Origin of the sequence: Sutcliffiella horikoshii (assembly GCF_019931755.1) — a bacterium.
Classification (GTDB): Bacteria; Bacillota; Bacilli; order Bacillales; family Bacillaceae_I; genus Sutcliffiella_A; species Sutcliffiella_A horikoshii_E.
The window spans coordinates 2,343,761-2,363,593 of record NZ_CP082918.1; the positions used below are offsets into that span (position 1 = coordinate 2,343,761).

Here is a 19,833-nt window from a genome sequence, read left to right on the forward strand (position 1 = left end):
TCATCTACCCTTTTCGTGATCTCATATTTGGGCGTAACTTTTTAATACTAAGTAAAATCAAGATGATAGAAATAGTGATATAGGAAATGATCAACCCAACACCGAGGTGCATATCTATTCCTGTCACATTTTTCAATTCCATGGCTGCACCAGGCTCAAACAGCGCCAACATTACGCCAAAAGGATTAAACATTGCGATAAAATATGGGAGTGGGTTTGACTGTGGTCCAGCTCCCCCATATTGCGTAAAACTAATCGTGAACATGGTGATGATAGCTGTCCCAGCAGCAAGGAAAAAGGCTACACCGTACGTACAAACCATCGCAACAATCGTTTTACGAATGAGCGTGGAGAAGAAAACGCCGATACTTCCCAAGGTAGCCATGGAAAGCAAATATACTCCGAATGTCAATAACAGTAGTTTTGGTGAGATTCCCCCAAATAAAAATACGATGCTATATAACGGCAAGCTTGAAATTACAATTAATAATAAGAATGATAGGGATGACACCAACTTGCTGACAATGATACTTGTGGAAGATTGCTGTGTGGTCAAAAGAATGTTCAATGTCTGTTTTTCCCGCTCACTGCTTATGATTCCCGCGGTTAATCCAGGGGTCATAAAGAAAATTAAAGCAAGCTGCACAAATGCTAAGATCATGAACATGTTTTTACTGTTTTCTGCTCGGAACATGCCCATCGTATTGAATCTTGTTTCCATGTAAATATAAAACAAAGCGATTAAGCCTAGCACACCCAGGTAGAATAATATTCCCAGGAAGCTTTTGAAACTCCTGAAGCGTAACTTGAACTCTTTATTTAACATGGGGTTGATTAGTTGAGCTTTCATTATTCCACACCCTTTGTAATTTCTAAGAAGATATCTTCCAGGTTAGATTCTTCTTGACTAAGACTTAGAATCATCACACCTGAATCTAATGCTTTTTTAAGCAATTCAACTTGTTCTTCGTCGGTCCCTTCAAACGAGAAGGAAAGCAGATTTGAACGTTGCTCACTTAGTTGAATGTTGGAAACACTAGGTATATCCTCGAAAAATCTGATTGCTTTATCAATATCTTTAAGAATGAGCACTTTCAATACTTTATTGGCTTGCAACTGTTGGTGGATTTCTTCTACTCGTCCTGTAGCAACAAGCTTCCCACCATTGATAACGCCAATTTCATCACACATTTCCGCAAGTTCTGGCAGGATATGAGAAGAAATCATGATTGTTTTGCCCATGCTTTTCAATTCCCTCAATATTTCCCTCATTTCAATTCTTGCCCTTGGATCCAACCCTGATGCGGGTTCATCCAAAATCAATACTTCAGGGTCATGTATTAGTGCTCTTGCTAGACATAATCGTTGCTTCATTCCCCTTGATAATACATCTACATAAGCATCTTTCTTATCCGTCAGATTGACAAGCTCGAGAAGCTGAGGAATCAGCTTCTGCCTTTCCTCCAAAGGGATGCCATAGCTTGCTCCATAGAAGTCAAGATATTCATCGGTTTTGAACTGATCATAAACACCAAAGAAATCAGGCATATATCCAATATATTTCCGAACCATTTTTGGATTTTTCGTAACATCATATCCGTTTACAAAAGCAGTCCCAGATGTAGGCGCAAGAAGCGTAGAGAGTATGGAAAATGTTGTGGATTTCCCCGCTCCATTGTGGCCGACAAATCCAAATACTGTACCTTTTTCAACCTTTAAGTTTAATGAATCCAACGCTGTAAATTTACCATATTTTTTTGTAAGATTAATGGTCTCTATCATTCTTTTAACGCTCCTTCTACCTGTAGCCCCGGTACTTGTATATCTCTATCAAAATTATTTGGTACCTTTAAACGAACCGTAATGCTTCCCTGTTCATTGAAATAATCAGAAAGATTCCCCTCTAAAGTTACAGAAGCTTTATTTTCAAGTGCTTCTGCTTCACCCTTCTTATGATTAACGATAAAATACTCCACACTTCCATCTCTAGAGCGTAGTTTAATTTTCACTTCTTTCATTTCATCTTTCTCAATATCCACCATATCCGGAAGGCTGTAGGTAAAGTCATACGTCCCTCCACCCAGGTATACATATGGCTCTCCAAAATCCAGACCGTTATGGTGTACCATTCCTGTTTCACCTTCTGTTACTGCAAGGTTAGGAGACAAATGTTCTTCTGTAAAGCTAAAGCTTCCTCCACCTGAATTAGTGATTGTGACTGGTAATACAACAAGATGAGAGGCATTCGATTTTCCGGATTTTCCATCTACCTTCGTCTCCATCACCCCATCTGTTACATAACCCACCAAAATAGGTTGAGAGGCTATAGAGAAGATATCTTTTCTGTTTACAAGTAAATCCAGCATTTGAAACTTTTTATAGTCTTCAAGTTCATCTTTTTCAATTTGATTAGCGCCTGGTCCTTGATTATAATAACTTTGGAATTTTGGAAATGCCTTAGTAGCAGAAGTGCTGCTTGGTGCCGTCAACGCATTGGCGATGTTGCCTCCAGACACCTCATACTCTAGGTTCACTGATTCCCCTGCTTTAATATCTCCAAGTGCTTCTGAGTCGCGACCTGATAGTAGAAAAGCGTCCTTTAACTCATACTGCATCTGATTGGATATTGTCCCTTGTATTTTTCCGTCTTTTATAGAGAGTGCATGATCTATTTTCCCTAAAGGCAAGGCATTTACGTTACCAATACTTGTACGCGTTGACCAATACTCCACATCATTGAATGTAATCTCTGTTCCTTTAGATAGAGAACTGACATAAGCATAGTTCTTCATCAGTTCGAAATTTTCATTATAACCGTATGTCATTGGGAAAAGCGTAGTATTTTCTCCCGTTTCCATCTTATAATTGCCGCCACTATTTGTAAGGATACTCGCTACCCCATAGCCACTGGCAGTTTCCGTCTCATTGTCCAAGAGGAGTATACTTGCTTCATTCACTTGTGTTCCTGATATTCTGTCTTTCGCACCAATACCGAAAACTGCAATACTTGTAAAGATGGCTACAGCTGGAATGATCCACCATGCCTGTTCACGTTTGTCCGTTCTCTTGAGAATGAAATACAAAACAGGAATTACTAAGATTAAATATATCGCAAAGGCACCTATTAAAAGCGGCACCGAAACGATAGAACCCGGAAACGCTTCGCCAATTGGACTCAATTGGTGACTTAGCTCTTCCATGACAGGCATTTTATAGTAGTTGGGGCTCTTTGATGTAACCTTTTGAAGTACACTGCCCCACCATGTGTTTATTTCACTCCATTCTCCAAAAAGAGGGGAAGCCAAGTTACTTGCGATTTGGGTCACTGTCCCAGTCCCTGCGTTCATCATAAGTACAATCGGCGTATCTCCATCCTTCGTCAATACAGTTGCATCTTCTTTTAACAGATTACCAGTGAATATAGGAAGGTCTGGAAAACTACTTTCCTTATTCAACTTTAAAAGGGACGTTTCATTAGTCGGATCTAGGAGTTGAAAGTCCTGCAGTTCTCCTAAATCTTGACTTAGGCCAACCTTTGTATCAAACATCAAAGAGCCACCGTTATTTACCCAATCCTTAATAGCCTGTTGCTGTTGAGCTGTAAGTGTGGCCAACGGAAAATCGTGAACCAATAGAATATCAAACATTTCCAGTCCATATGATTCATTGGGAATGTTTTCACTGCCGATGTTTAGCAACTCCATACTTTCGTTTTGATACTTTACTAGTTTTAAGAAGTTTACAGCATCATGTTTATTGCTGAGTACTCCTAGTACAACTCTGTTATCCCCGATATACCTTGGTTGAGCATTTGCATTTCCTTTTAGCTTTACTTCTTTTCCTTTTTCTACTCCACCTTCATAAAAACTGACAAAATCATTTCTTGTGCCTGAGTAGTTATATGACATATGATCGGAAGTGCCTTTTACTGCTAGTTCTAACGTTTTGGAACCTCCTGCTTCTAACTCAACCGGGATGACATAACTACCGGACATATTATATGTAGGGCTGGAAAATACGACGATATCACCTTTAATCGCATCGCCTTTGTTCACCACTTCAATCCTGATTGGATGACCCTTGCCCATCTGTACTTTGTTATCAACACCGAATTCCACTTTCACTTCCAAGTTTGTTTCCGCGCTTGAAAATGACGGATATAAAAATAAACCGATAACCATCAACAACAAACATTTTTTAACTAACAACCATACCTTCACCTTTTTTTCCCCCTAAATATAACAATCTCTCTTTTCTATATTTAAATAACTATCTCTTAGACGTACCCTTATAGGAAAAAGTTTCAAATTCAATAAAAAAAAGAAGGGTTTTTTTCCCTTCTTTTAATCCATCACGCCGGTACGCAAGATTTCCACGTCAATTTTCACTTTAAACTCTGCGTTCTGATAATGATCTTTCCATTCCTCTTTGCTGAATGTATCATACCCTACTTTTGCACGATAATAGTTCCCAAATCCAACTGGGTCTGCGCCCATTTCTTTGCTTTTATTAAGCACCTGTATTAATTGCCGTTCCATTTCTTTTCCTATTGCCTCTTCCATCCTTTTTATAGCTTCTGGATTACCCAAATCATAGTTTTCTGATATCTCTTGCATTCGGGATTTCACTTTAATTTTTATTGAAAATGATGGGGTTTGTTTGTCAAGCAACTTTATGTCAGTATCGCTTCTAAGATGATCAAGTGAAATATATACACTTTCCTTTTGTTTATTGTTACTAGTAAGAATGTATTCATTAACTTTTTCCTTAGGAAGAATTATTTCCGTACTCCCAGCCTCAAAGGGATCCAACAGCAGCTTTAAATAGAAAGAATCACTACTATCTAACTGACCTACTGCCCTATCTTCTTGAAATAGTGAAATACCTTCGATTATAATTGTTCCGTCTTTAAAGTTTAATAAAGGGAGAACCGGATCGCGTCCTTCACTGTAATAACACTGCATAAATTCATGCAAAGTTGGCGAAAGCAGGGAATCCGCTTCTACGTTTTGAGTAATCAAGTCATATAGAAAAGTCCCCGCATTTGTTACATCTTCTGATTCTTGAGAAAGTTGAAGAAGGTCATATGCCTGTGGTTTACTTACCGCAAGATACGACATTGTACCTACTTCCGAATCTCGAGATAAGGTATCTATAATAGAAATTATTCCACTTTTTGCTAACTCCTCTCCATAAATCGCTACTCTCAATTGTCCAGATACTAGTCTTCTACTAGAAGCAAGGTTTTCTTTTTGGCGCACACCTTTACTTGTGTGCGCCAGGGATGTGACCATTTTCGTATTATTTGGATGCAATGGATCGAATTCATAATAGATGATTGAACCTTTTAGCATCCCATCCTGATTATCATAACCGACAGCTGTAATTAATCCGAGTTCCTCTAATGGTTTTTGGTTGACACACCCATTTAAGATGACAAGTAAACAAATCATTAATATCTTTTTCATCTTGTCTGTACCCCACCTTTCATTTTTTTCCTTATCCATACAATAACTGCAAGGGGAATGGGGTAGACGAAAATAGAATAAAATCCAAACAATCCCACAATATCAACAAATTCATTGATGTTGGCACGTTTTTGAAAAAAAATGGAACAGATTAAGACTAATATACTGGTTATAATGACAAGGCTTTTCTGCCTTAGGTTGAATATTCGCTTTAAACCTTTAGTAGCAGCCCAAAGCATAAACAATGTATTAGGTAGAATGATCACAAGCCATAAGGACACTGCAAGAAATTCAAATCTCTCCAGATTTGGAAACTGTACTATTTTAAACATCGACAGTGTTGCCCATATCGTTTTTTCGAGTTGCTCACCGCTATAGTATCCAACTGCAACAAAGGTTACGGCAAAAATTAGAGCGAACGTGAAAAAAACTCCGATTTGAGCGTATATATGCACTCTATGTTTGTCACGAATATACGGGTAAACGAATAACAACATCTCCAACCCTAAAACAGTGAAAGAAGTCTTGTATGCTCCCAATAGCAATTCTTTTGGAGAAGCTTCCATGATTGGAAAAAAATTTGTCCAATCAATGTACCGTATGGGAACTACAAGCATGAAAATAAGCCAAATAGTTAAAAAGAACCCTAAAAAACTTACACCAACTATTGTCTTTATCCCTCCATATACACCATAAATAGAAATCAGGAGTAGAATTAAGACGATCGCCCACGTCTCTAAATCTGGAAAAATCCAAGCCTGCACAATTTCCGTATAACCTAAAAGGATCGCCATCAGTCCTGCTAGAAGATAGAGGACTAAGACTAAATTAATTATGTTCCCTATCCACTTACCGAATAATAACTTATGTATTTGAAACAAGTCTTTGTTTTCAAATGTTTTGAGAATATAGCACATGGCATATACAACTACTGCCATCCCAATATAACTAATGATGATGGAAATCCATGCATCCTGGCCAGCTTCAAGGAAAATGATACGTTGTATACCAGCAATTCCAACACCCGTTTGGTTTGTGTGGACAATAAAGAACACCAAATATGCAGATAGTACGACAGAATTCTTCTTATTAGCAGTATTCATCATTTCTTCACCTTATTCATCTATGTCCTGAGATCTTTGATGACGAAAAGTAAAAAATCCTTTCTTATCCGGATTGGTCCTTAATAGATGGATTGGCATCCGAAAAATGGTATTTAATGCATGCTCTTTGTCAAATGGGTAAATAGGTTTAAGGTAAGGTACGCCTATGCTTGTCAAGCGAATTAAGTGAATGAGTAAAAAGCATAATCCAAGACTAATCCCAATTCCTCCCCATATACCTGCTAGAATTAATATCGGAAATCTTATCACCCTCACTGCAGTCCCCATTAAATAACTTGGTGCAGTAAAGGAACCCAGAGCGCTTAGAGCTACAACGATAATGAGAATATTACTAGTAAATCCTGCTTCTACTGCCGCTTGTCCTAATACAATACCTCCAACTATACCCATTGTTTGCCCCACTTTTGTAGGTAGCCTTGCTCCTGCTTCTCTAAGCAATTCAATCATTATTTCTAATAATAAAGCTTCAAAAATAGGAGTAAATGGTACTTTTGATCTTGATTCTCCGAGTGAAACCAACAAGGTAGACGGAATCATTTCATAGTGATATGTAATGATGGCAACATATGCTGGAGTCAGAATAACAGAAAGGAACATGGTCAAATAACGTAAGAACCTGATAAAACTTCCCATGTTCCATCGCATATAAACATCTTCTGTAGATTCAAAGAAATTAAAAAGTGAAGCAGGACCAAGCAGAACCATGGGACTTCTGTCCACAAATACTGCAACCATTCCTCTTTCTACGCTGTATGTCACCCTATCAGGAAGTTCTGTTTGAACATACTGTGGAAAGATGGAATAGCTGTTGTCCTCTATTAATTGAGCCAACACAGAAGTATCAAGAATATCATTTACTTGTAACGCGTTTATTTGATCCCTTATCGATTGGACTATTTCCTCGTCTGCCATCCCTTTTAAGTAAACTATTCTTATTTCTGTCGCGTTCTTTTTTCCTACAGACATTTTTTCTGTACAAAGGTCTTCAGAAATTATATTTTGTCTAATAATACTAATATTTGTACTTAAGGATTCAGTAAAGGAAATCTTTGGGCCAAAAACAAGCGATTCTGTTTCTGCTTTTTCTAACCCTCTTTCCACTTTTTTTACTAAGTTGATTAATAATCCTTTCTCAGCCTTAGTGGTAAATAAAAATACATTTCCATCCAATAACTTATTGATTATTTCATCCATATCATCTGTCAGCTTGGCTAAGGTTGTTGGCAATTGATAAATTAATTCTTGAAAGTCTACAGAACTATCTTTAGTTTTCTCTATAATAGAAGGTAATATTGTTTGATTCAGCACAGTAAGGTCAACAAGATTTTTTAAATAAATGAAAAGGATAGATGAATCATTTCTTTTCATTTCATAGAAAAAAAGATCAGGACTATCATGAAAGGTCTTTTTGAAATGCTCTTGAAGATCGCATATATCGTATGTTGAAAGATTCTTTTTCTCCATATGGACCACCCTTCCATTATTCCCATATATAAGTATACTTACCAACATGCGAGATTTTATGAAAATCTCTTTAAGACATTTCTGGAATACTGGTTTAAATTCAAAGGCCGGTCCTCTGGTATAGGGCCGGCTTAAGGAATTTTATTATTATTTAATTCAAATGTTAATACTTCCATGACCCGTTTAATAAATGATGGGTAGTTGAACTCCATTGCTATTCGATGAACAGGATATACAGCCAATTGCACAAAATCGCGAAAATCTCCAATTGTCTGCCCGAAAGCCGGTCCTGTGGAGGTTACTACCCTCACCGGTTTTAATTCATATTGGATTTCCTTTTCATTAAAAACTCCCCATAGGGTGACCACATCATGAAGAGGAGCTCCGGGGATGTTCGGGATCTGCGATTTATAAAATTGCCAATAATAGTCCATCATTGGTTTAATGATGGTTCCTAGTTGGTTGTTTTTTTCTTGATTTATTTTATCTATTTCATTCACCATATCTGCAGTCAAAATCGCTTTTTGTGTTACATTTAGCGGAAATATAGTCAGGTTTTTAGCATAATTAATAACAATATTGGCAGCATACGGGTCTCCATAAATATTTGCTTCTGCTACCGGAGTGACGTTTCCTGGAAAATTAAAAGTCCCTCCCATCACAAAGAATTCCCTTACCTTTGCCACTGTTTCAGGATAAAGGATAAAGGAGGTAGCCAGGGAAGTCAGTCTTCCAACACATACTATGGATAGTTCTCCTTCATATTTTTCTATAATGTCATAAATTTGGTGAAAGTTTTCAAACACATTATTATTTTCTTGAAAATCCTCTGGCAGTACATATCCTCCAAATCCCTCCGGTCCATGAACTTCAGGATAATAGATTGGAGGATCTCCTATCATAGACCTTTCAGCTCCTCCAATAAGGGGAATATCGTATCTACCAGTATTTCTTTGTATATACTTGGCATTTCTGATAGCTGTTCTTTTATTGACGTTTCCGTATTCTGCAACTACTCCTACAATCTCCACATTTTTTTCATAATAGGCATAAATGATCGCCATTATATCATCAATTCCAAAATCGGCAAACAATAGCACTTTCTTCTTCATATAGATCCACCTCTAAGTTATGGAGTCCTTATTTATTCTTTATATGAAGACAAACCATGACAAACATACAGGCACAAGGGACAGGGGCTGAATAGTCTAATAGGGATTAAATTGGATAGGAGGAAGGAAACATGTCTCAATATTATAATCAGTGTCGTCGTTACCAGGGGCAAATGGTCACGGTAAGATGTCGTGACGGTTCATCCCATCACGGAAGAATCGTAAGAGTGTCTCCAAGCCACGTTTACATTCAACCAACAGGGAGAAATAGATTCGGTGGATATGGCATGGGATTATGGGGTGGATATTACGGAGGATATGGATATAATCCTGTAGCAGTCCCTCTTGCATTTGTAACAGGTGTCGTGTTAGGCGGTTTATTATTCTGGTAAAAAATTAGTATCACGGATTTCCCCGAAAAATCCGTTTAGCCTCGTTCACAATTGTGTTAGATTTTTCTGTACTTCATTATGTTATAGTAGATTAGTACAGTTTATGTGAACGAGGTGTAATTTATGAAAAAATTGGCATTTACTGTTTCCTGTATGTTGGTTCTTACTGTGGGTTGTTCCAATACGGAAACGCAAAATAACAATGCAAAACACAGTGATGAACAACACCATCATAATGAGAAGCCATCATTTTTCCAAGGAGACCTTAGGGAAGAAACAGCTTCTGTTGAAGTATTGCCGTCATTTTTAGAGGACAAGCCCGAAGACATGCAACTTATCTATTCTGCTGCAGCCCAGCATAAAGAAGTTTTGGAGTTTATTCCATGTTATTGTGGATGCGGCACTTCTGCTGGACATAAAAGCAGTTATAATTGTTTTGTGCATGAAGCTAATGAAGATGGTTCCCTGGTTTGGGATGACCATGGTACAAGATGTGGGGTCTGTTTAGAAATAGCAGCCACTTCCGTCTTGGAATACAGCAAAGGGAAAAGCGTAGAAGAAATCAGACATATGATTGACGAAGCCTATAAAGAAGGCTATTCAACACCTACTCCAACTCCAGAACCTGCGGATGGGTAGAATAAAGAATAAAAGGGTCCCGGAAATGATGACATTTCCCGGGGCCCTTTTTTATGATCTATTCTGCATAATACATTAGAGCCATTGCACCTGGACCTGTGTGTGTAGAGATTACAGGGGTAGTATAAGCTATTTGAATATCTTCAAACCCTGAAGCTTCATAAAGAGCATCTTTTAATGCCTGTGCCTGTTTTAATGATCCGGCATGGGCAATCCCCACACCCTTTACCACTTTCCCTGCAATATCTTCCTTAAACTGCTTTGTAAAGAATTTAATTACTTGTGATTGGCTTCTTACTTTTGTCACCGGCGTATAGACCCCATCTGCCAAAGAGGCGATCGGCTTGATGTTCAACAATGAACCGATTAGTGCCTTTCCTCTTCCGATTCGGCCACCCTTCACTAAATTGTCTAATGTATCTACCATAATGAATAGATCCGTATTGGAACGAATCTCACTTATCTTATTAACGATTTCTTCCAACCCTTTACCTTGCTTGGCCATTTTTGCAGCGGCCACTACCTGGAAAGATAAAGCAAAAGAAATGAACCTCGAATCAATTACTGTTACATCACTGTCGCTAATACCAGCGGCGCTTTCAGCAGAACCTACCGTCCCGCTCATGCCTCCGGTCATATGTATGGATAGGATTTTACTACCATCTTCACCTAAACGGTTGTAAACATCTACAAAAGTACCCACAGCAGGTTGGGAACTTTTTGGCAATTCAGTAGAATGTTTCATTTTATCCATAAATTCATCAGGTTTAATTCCAAATCGATCTATGTATGATTCCCCGTCAATCGTAATGGATAACGGAACAATTTCTATGTTTAATTCTTCAATGATGGACTGATCAATATCAACAGTTGAATCTGTCACTATCTTTACATTTGTCATTAAATTCACTTCCCCAATTATATCCTTTTTACTATTATACCTTTGAAGCGGGCTTGTTCAAACTTAAAACAAAAAAAATACAGGGTGTGGGCCCTGTATTAATATTATCACATTAACGTGAGTTTAAGCATTATTTTTTAATATATCTGTTTTGACAACTTTACAATAATCAGGCCATTTCAACACTGTTCGCAAGTAATCCTTGAAAGAATAGACTTGCTTTGGCTCCTTCTCAGACAGGATTATTTTTATAAATCTCTCCAATCTGACTCGAACCATAAAATGATATGTGCTATCGTCCTCCAATACTGGAATTTCAATGACTTTTACCTTCTGTCCCTCATTAATCGTGAACTCTAGGCTTTTCCATAGCAAAATATCAATCCTCTTTTTTCACCCGTTTAAGATTATTATACCCTAAATATTGAAATAAGTGTAAACTTTCATTAGACAAAATAAAACAAATTTATATAGACATGATACATTCAGGACCATTGTTTTTTTGGAGAGTTAACGATAGCGGAAACTTCATAAGCTTGCATATAATCAGCTTCGAAGGGTTGCAACATAGCAGTTATCTGACTACTTGTGATCTCTTGTCTAGAAAGCCAAATTTTCTCATGTTCTTCTTTTAAAATCACAGGCATTCTGTCATGGACACCTTCCACAAGTTTATTTGGTCTTGTCGTTATTAATGTACAGCTCACCATTTCTTCTTCCTTTGTAACCCAGCGGTCCCATAGCCCAGCAAAAGCGAAAGGCTGTTCATTGGTTTTTGTAAACCTTATGGGCTTCTTTTCACCGTTTTGCTTCTTCCATTCATAAAAACCATCTGCTGGAATTATACATCTTTTTCTTTCCAACAGCCTTCGAAAACTTACTTTTTCATGTAGTGTTTCTGCACGGGCATTAATCATTTTGTACCCGATTTTTTTGTCTTTAGCAAAACTCGGTACCAAGCCCCAATGAAGATAGCCTGCTCTGTTTTTGTTTTCTCCTTGTACGATGGCCAATATGGGCTGACCTGGAGCAATATTGTAGCTGATTTGATATTCAAGGTTATTTGCATTTTCAAGAAAAAAGCGTTCTTCTAACTTATGTAGTTCTGTTGTTAAGGAAAATCTACCGCACATTATTTGAACACTTCCTTTTAATTGGTGTTTTCATTTTACAGGAAAAGCCACTACTTTTGTAGTGGCTTCAGTTGATACTTATCATCAGATTCCCTGTTTGATTTTTTCTTGGATTTGTATACCAAGTTGATTGCCATCGACTTTTTCGTCTTGTGGCAGGAAGATTGGGTCGTGTACCGTTACTTTGACTTGAGCAGGTTTGAAACCGAATTTGCTTTCTTCCATTATTTTATAGGATCCTGAAATCGTGATTGGAACAACGGGCACTTTGCTATCTGTTGCCAGACGTAAGCCGCCTTTTTTGAATTCTCCCATTTCGTCCCCTTTGCTTCTGGTCCCCTCAGGGAAAATCACCAATGAATGACCCTTTTTCAACGTAGCAATTCCATCCCTTATAGACTGGACCGCTTTTCTTCTATCCTTGCGATCAATGAACACACAGTTCATTGCTTCCATCCACCTTGGTATAAATGGAATCTTTTTCACTTCAACCTTGGAAATGAAACCAAGTGGCTTTTCTAAAAATCCAATTAAGATTGGTACATCGAAGTTGCCTTGATGATTACTGACAAAAAGTACAGGACCTTTTGGAACTTTCTCCTGTCCTACCACCTCTATTTTAGAACCAGTAAGTTTCACCAATGTCTTGGCCCAGTGCTTAGGCTTTTGATGAATGATTGTATCTTTTTCTTCCACTGTCATCGGAGTGTCTATATTTTGCACTCTCTTAATTGTCGGCAAACTGTAGATTAAATAGCCGAAAAAATAAGCAAACCACCATATCGTACGTAACATTTCCTTCTCTCCCTAAAGCCACATCTATCTGTCTGATAAACCTGTTCTTTTAAACTTTTTAAAATAGTAATCATAAGGATTTTTTTCATCCTTTATACCTTTTTCACTAGAGACCAATTCCCAGTCTTGTTCATTCACTTCGGGAAAATATGTATCTCCTTCAAATTCTTCATCTATATAGGTTAAATATAAAAAGTCTGCCATAGGGAGTGTTTCTTTGAAAATATGAGCCCCGCCTATAATAAAAAGCTCTTCACCGTCCACATTCAACCTTTTAATTTCCTCTATAGAATGGAGCGTTTCACACCCATCTGCATGAAACTCCTGCCTGGATAAAATGATATTCCTTCTTTTAGGCAGTGGTTTGCCGATGGATTCATATGTCTTCCTGCCCATTACAATGGTGCTGCCAAGGGTGACTTTCTTAAAGTAAGCTAAGTCTGCAGGAATTCGCCATGGAAGGTCATTGTCCTTACCAATTAAGCTATTTTTATCTGTAGCTACAATAATGGAAATCATACACTGACGACCCCTTTGATATGAGGGTGCGCGTCGTAGTCCACAAGTGTAAAATCTTCATATTTGAAGTCAAAGATTGAAGTTACTTCTTTGTTTAATTTCATTTTAGGCAACTTCTTTGGTTCACGCCCCAATTGCAAGTTGATTTGATCAATGTGATTGGAATAAATATGTGCATCACCAAAGGTATGAATGAATTCACCTGGTTCTAAGTCACAAACTTGCGCAACCATCATGGTAAGCAAGGCATATGAAGCAATATTAAAAGGGACGCCGAGGAATACATCGGCCGACCTTTGGTAAAGTTGACAAGATAATTTTCCGTTAGCTACGTAAAATTGAAACATGGTATGACAAGGCGGTAAAGCCATAGAATCGACATTCGCCACATTCCATGCAGAGACGATCAGTCTTCTTGAATCTGGGTTATGTTTAATTTGTTCAATCAGGTTAGTTATTTGATCAATGCTTTCTCCATCTGGTGTTGGCCATGACCTCCATTGGTATCCATATACAGGGCCGAGGTCTCCGTTTTCATCTGCCCATTCATTCCAGATTCTTACCCCATTATCTTGCAAGTATTTTATATTTGTATCTCCGTTTAAAAACCAGAGTAGTTCATGAATGATTGATTTTACGTGTAGTTTTTTGGTTGTTACTAATGGAAACCCTTCTTGAAGGTCGAATCTCATTTGATAACCAAAAGTGCTAATCGTTCCTGTGCCTGTCCGGTCTTCTTTTTCGGTACCGTTATGTAAGATGTGTTTGCATAAATCCAGATATTGTTTCATTCTTTCTTCACCTCTTGGACTGTCTTTATTCTTAGTACATTCTATCATAAAAGCCCTGCGATTTTACTACTAACACAAAAAGAAAAAACATTCCTGGGAATGCTTTTCTAATAAGTGTTGGATATTAGGTTTCTGGTTACGGGGAGTTTTTCCATGTTTTGATAAAATAGGAATGTGTGGGGTGCGCTTTTCGCTAATTCTAGTCTTGACACATCATTTAAGTAGTACATGGCAAACGTCTCTGCGAAATATTCTTCTGGGAAAGTGTGAAAATAGTTTCTGTTTGGAAACAAGGCAGAAACCTCACTTTTCCATGCTTTGATGAAAGTCTGGTTAAAGCGGACATTCCCTAAGACATAACGGTCAATGGAATGTGCGAGTTCATGCAGTTCTAAATTCACAGAACCATGTCCCAATCCTTTATTGCTATGTCCAATCTTTGCTAATACAAGCTTGGAACCCCCAATGCCGGGAACATCTTCCCAGTTAGAGCCCTGATCACTATACCCCCTGGGCTTAACACCATGTAAATGTTCAAACCCTTCCACATCTGTAAGATTTCCGTTAAATAAATATAGGTGAACATTCTGTTGGACCAATACGTGTAATATGTGGGATGGTATATGGGAAACGTGACGGATCATGATTGCTGCTTCTTCTTCGGAGAAACTCCCTGGTGGAAGATAGATAAGTTGATTTAAAGCTTCTCGGTTAGCTATATCTTTAAGGTGGGAATCCATTTCAGAAGACCTATACTGTTTAAGTGAAATCGCATCCAAGCTGGCATATGCTTTCCAATATATCGGAATAATTGTCATTGTAATCAATATTACTATTGCAAATAAACGTTTCTTCATCTTTCCTCACCTTCTCTAGTTGTCCTGTTCATGTTGTGTAAAAATTATTAGAAAATTCAATTCTATTATAATAGTATTATAACATCTAGGGCTTTAATTGGTATGACATTTTTGTAATCTCTTCTTAATAAAAGGGATTAATTTTTTCCAGTCTACCTTCACCCTCTAACGAAAAGAGGCCTCTCTTGTTTTATTTTATTGTCATCGAGGTCTTCATCACAGCGATGAGGACTTCTCTACTCCTTTTTTCTTTTCACCGAGGTCTTCATATCGACGATGAGGACTTCTCTAATCCTTTTTCCTCGTCAGTGAGGTCTTCATGACGGCGATGAGGACTTCTCTAATCCTTTTTCCTCGTCAGTGAGGTCTTCATGACGGCGATGAGGACTTCTCTAATCCTTTTTCCTTGTCACCAAGGTCTTCATAGCGGCGATGAGGACTTCTCTAATCCTTTTTTCTTATCACCGAGGTCTTCGTATCGACGATGAGGACTTCTCTACTCCTTTTTCCTTGTCAGTGAGGTCTTCATGACGGCGATGAGGACTTCTCTACTCCTTTTTCCTTGTCACCAAGGTCTTTATATCGGCGATGAGGAATTAGTACGAAGGCTATTCTACAATTAAATTATTCCTATACAACAAGAAAAAGAGTGATTCTACAAGAGAATCACTCTTTTCAAACATGCTCTTATACAATTACTTCCTCTTCGCTTAATTCAGCCTCTTCTATATCTCTTGATCTGTGGGCAATCCTACTTGCTGCTGCTGCTGCAAGAGCACATACTATATCATCCATAAAGGTATGAACTTCTTCCCCTTCATGTTCGTCCAACCTCTTTATGATCCCAAATTTCTCTTTATCGAGAAATCCAAAGTTCGTCAATCCAATGGATCCGTACACGTTTACAATCGATAATGGGATGATTTCGTCAATACCATATAACGGTTCGTCAGTCTCCACCAAGTATTGAAGTGGATCTGGGAGCAGTTTTTTTTCTGCTAAAATATCAAGCGACAGCCCCGTTAGCACTGCATGAACAATTTCCCTTTTTTCCAAAACCTTCTCGACGTTATGTACACAATCTTCGAGGGTGACATTACTAATATATTTTTTTTGAAGAAGAAGAACGATTTCAGCGATATCCTGTATGGTGACGCCTCTGTCTTCTAACATCTTTTTTGTTGTTTCTCTCATCTCTTTTAACGTATATTTTCTCATATGGCCCCCTCTTTCTCTCTAGCTCAACCATTTAGGTGGTGTGTTCTTCGCCCAGAAAATAGATCCCAAAGCATGGTGCCCATGAAAATCATCATGATAAGTATGATAATGAAAATTAAAATAATAACCGTCAAGTGGTGGATGATCCTTTCTCACATGAAAGCGGATAAGATCTTTTCCAGTAACAGCATGATAAATATGAAAAATCTTTTCGCTATCTCCACCTGTCGGGTTTTCAGAAATAGTCAAATTACTGAGATCTTCTTCAGGATGCTCTTCTGCCAGATCCTTTAACACCTGTTCCATTTTTGGGAAAATTACATCTTTAAACTCATCTTGTATTTTAGGACCGATTCTTGAGCCGAATTTTGCAAAACTTTGTAGTTCAGCCTGTTCGGTAGCTAAAGACAGGAATGAATCTTTTGACAACCTTTGCTCAAAGGGTTCAATAAATTCATTTGAATAATCTTTGTTTGTTACATCGCCAAACGACGAATCATCCTTTTGGTCATCTATCGTCAAATAGGCAGGTGGCGATACTGTACCGAACGTAAGCGCTGTAATTAGTACGACTAACGATTTCTTAAGCCATTTCGGCATGACAGTCTTCCTTTCCATCTGTTTAACCCCATTCTATTATTTTCTCTATTATTATGTAAAACTAGTATATCACAAAAGTAAGAAAATTTTATCAATTTTGCGTTAACTTTTCTTTTCTAAGCTTGCACGTCTTACATCTCGTTAATTTTTGTTACGGAATCAGTAATAATCACTTGAATTTAGTAAAAATGATTTAATAATGATTCATTTATTTGTGTTTTTTTGTTAATATTAATGAATAGTACATATTGGAGGTTAAACTCATGGCAGATATTGCGATTTTGGTATCAAGCTTTGTTACTTTAGGTGCATTAATTTATTTATGTTTTGCTGATTGATGTGATGGAAATAAAAACTCGTGTTGAGATATGCTCAACACGAGTTTTTTTATATTCTAGCTAACACTCTATATAGCCAAAATGGAATTTAGCAGTTTTTCTTTCTAAGACAGTAAATCCAAATTGAGCAAACTTTTCGCTTTGCCAATGGTCTTTTAATACTACTCTCTCTTTGGCAACTCTTATTGCTTCCTGCAGTATATGTTTATTAAAAGCGTCTTTTACTGCAATGCTTCTTAGGGGCGCTATTCCATTAGATTCTTGGATCTCAATATCAAACATAGGGTCAAAATATACAACATCGAAGCTCTTATCTTGCAGAGTTGATAAAAGGTCCTGATGTTTACCTTGGAGGACTTTGATGCGTCTCATTGCTTCTTCTACGTTACTATTTTCTGATTCCCAAGCAGCGAGGCCTTTTTTTACAAGATAAGCTAGAACCTCATTTCCCTCTATGCCCCACACTTTTCCTTTTTCACCTGTTGCCAAGCTTGCCATGATGCTGTCTGAAGCGAGACCAAGTGTGCAATCAAGAAAACTCATTCCTTCTTTTAACTCTGTTGCTTCTAAAAACGGTTCTATTTCTCCTTTAAGCCACCTTTTAACTCGAAAGCCAGCGGTATTTGGATGAAAGAAAATAGGTTCTGTTATATTTAAGCGATACCATTCATAACGATTTTTCCCTATAACTAAGACATCTTGATTATATTCCTTGAATAAAGTAAGGACTGATTTTTTATTTCTTTGTATGTACATGCACCCAAGGTCTTGTGAAATATGCTTTGCAGTTTGAATCATTTCTTCATTGGTTCTCCCCGCGGTGGTTACAATCATAATTTGCTCCTTTATAAAAGGATGTGCGCAGTATAATACCTACACACATCCTTGCGAATTAACAGTATTGATGAAAAGCTCCTTGAAGGTTGGTCATGATATTTTCCATCGTGTTTGCTTCAATATCATGGCGATGGATGAAATGTACTACTTCTTTCCCTTTTAACAATGCCATGGAAGGCGAAGAAGGTGGGATGTCTCCAAAGATCTCCCGCATTTTGGAAGTAGCTTCTTTATCTTGGCCAGCGAAAACCGTTATCAGGTGATCTGGTGTTTTGTCGGCTTGGATAATGCTTTGGGTTGCTGCCGGTCGTGCCAATCCTGCTGCACAACCGCAGACAGAGTTCACTACTACAAGTGTTGTTCCTTCTACTTTATTGAAGTATTCCTCTACTTCATCGCTTGTGGTTAGTTCTTCAAATCCTGCTCTTGTTAGTTCATCTCTCATCGGTTTTACTATTTGTTTCATATAATCTTCATATGCCATAGACATGTTCATTTCCTCCTTTAGTTATTTCTTTCTGTCATTTGTTTCCAGACGGAGCCTTTTGCTTCTTCTCCGCCTTCTATGCGTTGGATAGCCATTTTTACTTGCATGCTCACTTCGAATTCTGGGTCGTTTTCTGCTTCTCGTAGTGCAGGAAGCGCAGTTTCGTCACCAACTTCGTAAAGGAACATGGCCGCTCTCCAACGAACTAATTTGTTTTTATCTTTCAAAGCTTCTATCATGGCTGGCATCGCTGCTTTATCGCCAAGGTCTGACATACAATCTCCAGCTGTTCTTCTAACTGTTACGGACTTATCTTTCAATGCTTTTGACAAGTAAGGTAAGATGTCTGATTCTTCAAGCATTCCAAAATAAACCGTTGCCAACCTGCGTATAGAACCCTTTTCGTCTTCTAGTGCCTTAGCCAGTACTGGGATGTCGTCTGGTTTTGGATCCATTTGATCTAGAGCAGCAAAGCGTTTGGACCAATCAGGGTCATCTAGCATTTCCAATGTCACTTTATAACGTTCTTTTGATTTTATTGTATTCGACTTATCCTTATTATCTTCTTGTTTTACCATTTTTTCCAAGCGATCGTCTGTAAATGTCGCAGAAAGCTCTTCCACTATCTCTACCCCAACAGCCTCTAAGTCTCCATAACGGACACCATGTTCCTTCCATTCACGTTCAAGCACCACATTATCTTGCTTTTCTTGTGCGGAAAGAATAGCTTTCATGAACCTTTCGGGTAAACCGACACGTTTTTCCTGATCCCCATCTGTCAATTTCACTTGCATCGGAATTCCTTGGAACATCTGAACAAAGACTTTCACTTCGCCAAAACCTTCTAGTGATCTTTGATCTTCTGTGTCTTGATTTTCCTCTGTTTCACCAAAAGCAGCCCTTACTTCTGAAAGAATCCCTTTCCAATCAAAGCGGGCATTTCTTTCTACGGCCAGGAAATCCGCTACATGATAAACCCCTTTTACACCTTCTATACCTAGTATGTCCTGGATGATTTCAGGTGCCTGGTCGCTATTGTCTTTTGTATAATTGTTTCTTGAACCTGCCGGCAGTTCCTCACTAAGGATAACTTTCATCGTGTTAGGACTTGGAGTTGGTTCAATTGATTGTATATTCAAGAATAAACACCCCTTCTTT

At 38.0% G+C, this 19,833-nt stretch carries 21 protein-coding genes; 2 read left to right on the forward strand and 19 right to left on the reverse strand.

What is annotated here, in order from left to right:
* Nucleotides 1-4: 4 nt before the first annotated feature.
* The 7 genes from K7887_RS11910 to K7887_RS11940 form a co-directional block, all read right to left on the reverse strand.
* Nucleotides 5-850, reverse strand: a complete 846-nt coding sequence (locus K7887_RS11910; protein WP_223489433.1) for an ABC transporter permease — start codon at nt 848-850, stop codon at nt 5-7.
* Nucleotides 850-1,782 (reverse strand): ABC transporter ATP-binding protein, encoded by a 933-nt coding sequence (locus K7887_RS11915; protein ID WP_223489435.1) that lies wholly within the window; start codon nt 1,780-1,782, stop codon nt 850-852. The genes K7887_RS11910 and K7887_RS11915 overlap by 1 nt, the downstream gene beginning before the upstream one ends.
* Nucleotides 1,779-4,220 (reverse strand): hypothetical protein, encoded by a 2,442-nt coding sequence (locus K7887_RS11920; protein ID WP_223489437.1) that lies wholly within the window; start codon nt 4,218-4,220, stop codon nt 1,779-1,781. Before K7887_RS11920 ends, K7887_RS11915 begins: the two co-directional genes overlap by 4 nt.
* Nucleotides 4,221-4,343: 123 nt before the next feature.
* Complete coding sequence (locus tag K7887_RS11925) at nt 4,344-5,468, reverse strand: Ger(x)C family spore germination protein (RefSeq protein WP_263290305.1); 1,125 nt, start codon at nt 5,466-5,468, stop codon at nt 4,344-4,346.
* The gene (locus K7887_RS11930; RefSeq protein WP_223489441.1) at nt 5,465-6,574 is read right to left on the reverse strand and encodes a GerAB/ArcD/ProY family transporter; all 1,110 of its coding nucleotides are present in this window, start codon (nt 6,572-6,574) and stop codon (nt 5,465-5,467) included. Before K7887_RS11930 ends, K7887_RS11925 begins: the two co-directional genes overlap by 4 nt.
* Before the next feature lie 9 nt (nt 6,575-6,583).
* The gene (locus K7887_RS11935; protein WP_223489443.1) at nt 6,584-8,056 is read right to left on the reverse strand and encodes a spore germination protein; all 1,473 of its coding nucleotides are present in this window, start codon (nt 8,054-8,056) and stop codon (nt 6,584-6,586) included.
* A gap of 131 nt (nt 8,057-8,187) precedes the next feature.
* A complete protein-coding gene (locus tag K7887_RS11940; protein ID WP_223489445.1) occupies nt 8,188-9,168 on the reverse strand; it encodes a nucleoside hydrolase in 981 nt (326 codons plus the stop codon).
* 131 nt (nt 9,169-9,299) lie between these two features.
* On the opposite strand from K7887_RS11940, the gene K7887_RS11945 reads away from it, so the two are divergent.
* Together K7887_RS11945 and K7887_RS11950 are read left to right on the forward strand one after the other, a co-directional pair.
* A complete protein-coding gene (locus tag K7887_RS11945) occupies nt 9,300-9,560 on the forward strand; it encodes a hypothetical protein (RefSeq protein WP_223489447.1) in 261 nt (86 codons plus the stop codon).
* Between the two features lie 123 nt (nt 9,561-9,683).
* A complete protein-coding gene (locus K7887_RS11950; protein WP_223489449.1) occupies nt 9,684-10,199 on the forward strand; it encodes a PCYCGC domain-containing protein in 516 nt (171 codons plus the stop codon).
* A 58-nt stretch (nt 10,200-10,257) separates the two neighbouring features.
* On the opposite strand, the gene K7887_RS11955 is transcribed toward K7887_RS11950, so the two are convergent.
* The 12 genes from K7887_RS11955 to K7887_RS12010 all read right to left on the reverse strand — a co-directional run bounded on the left by K7887_RS11955 (nt 10,258) and on the right by K7887_RS12010 (nt 19,814).
* Nucleotides 10,258-11,100 (reverse strand): DegV family protein, encoded by an 843-nt coding sequence (locus K7887_RS11955; RefSeq protein ID WP_223489451.1) that lies wholly within the window; start codon nt 11,098-11,100, stop codon nt 10,258-10,260.
* Nucleotides 11,101-11,223: 123 nt separating this feature from the next.
* Nucleotides 11,224-11,475: a DUF2535 family protein gene (locus K7887_RS11960; protein WP_223489453.1), complete on the reverse strand. Its 252-nt coding sequence runs from the start codon at nt 11,473-11,475 to the stop codon at nt 11,224-11,226.
* 110 nt (nt 11,476-11,585) lie between these two features.
* Nucleotides 11,586-12,233, reverse strand: a complete 648-nt coding sequence (locus K7887_RS11965) for an SOS response-associated peptidase (protein ID WP_223489455.1) — start codon at nt 12,231-12,233, stop codon at nt 11,586-11,588.
* Nucleotides 12,234-12,317: 84 nt separating this feature from the next.
* Nucleotides 12,318-13,028 (reverse strand): lysophospholipid acyltransferase family protein, encoded by a 711-nt coding sequence (locus K7887_RS11970; protein WP_223489457.1) that lies wholly within the window; start codon nt 13,026-13,028, stop codon nt 12,318-12,320.
* A 24-nt stretch (nt 13,029-13,052) separates the two neighbouring features.
* The gene (locus tag K7887_RS11975; protein ID WP_223489459.1) at nt 13,053-13,547 is read right to left on the reverse strand and encodes a dihydrofolate reductase; all 495 of its coding nucleotides are present in this window, start codon (nt 13,545-13,547) and stop codon (nt 13,053-13,055) included.
* Nucleotides 13,544-14,338 (reverse strand): thymidylate synthase, encoded by a 795-nt coding sequence (locus K7887_RS11980; RefSeq protein WP_223489461.1) that lies wholly within the window; start codon nt 14,336-14,338, stop codon nt 13,544-13,546. Before K7887_RS11980 ends, K7887_RS11975 begins: the two co-directional genes overlap by 4 nt.
* A gap of 107 nt (nt 14,339-14,445) precedes the next feature.
* Complete coding sequence (locus K7887_RS11985; RefSeq protein WP_223489463.1) at nt 14,446-15,195, reverse strand: anthrax toxin lethal factor-related metalloendopeptidase; 750 nt, start codon at nt 15,193-15,195, stop codon at nt 14,446-14,448.
* Between the two features lie 687 nt (nt 15,196-15,882).
* Nucleotides 15,883-16,413 carry a phosphatidylglycerophosphatase A family protein gene (locus K7887_RS11990; RefSeq protein WP_223489464.1) on the reverse strand — a complete coding sequence of 177 codons (531 nt, stop codon included), beginning with the start codon at nt 16,411-16,413 and terminating at the stop codon, nt 15,883-15,885.
* Nucleotides 16,414-16,431: 18 nt separating this feature from the next.
* Entirely contained in the window at nt 16,432-17,013 is a 582-nt protein-coding gene (locus K7887_RS11995; RefSeq protein WP_223493638.1) for a YpjP family protein, read from the reverse strand.
* A gap of 398 nt (nt 17,014-17,411) precedes the next feature.
* Nucleotides 17,412-18,185 (reverse strand): class I SAM-dependent methyltransferase, encoded by a 774-nt coding sequence (locus K7887_RS12000; RefSeq protein ID WP_223489466.1) that lies wholly within the window; start codon nt 18,183-18,185, stop codon nt 17,412-17,414.
* A gap of 58 nt (nt 18,186-18,243) precedes the next feature.
* Complete coding sequence (locus K7887_RS12005) at nt 18,244-18,678, reverse strand: BrxA/BrxB family bacilliredoxin (RefSeq protein WP_223489467.1); 435 nt, start codon at nt 18,676-18,678, stop codon at nt 18,244-18,246.
* Nucleotides 18,679-18,692: 14 nt separating this feature from the next.
* A complete protein-coding gene (locus K7887_RS12010; RefSeq protein ID WP_223489468.1) occupies nt 18,693-19,814 on the reverse strand; it encodes a conserved virulence factor C family protein in 1,122 nt (373 codons plus the stop codon).
* Nucleotides 19,815-19,833 lie beyond the last annotated feature (19 nt).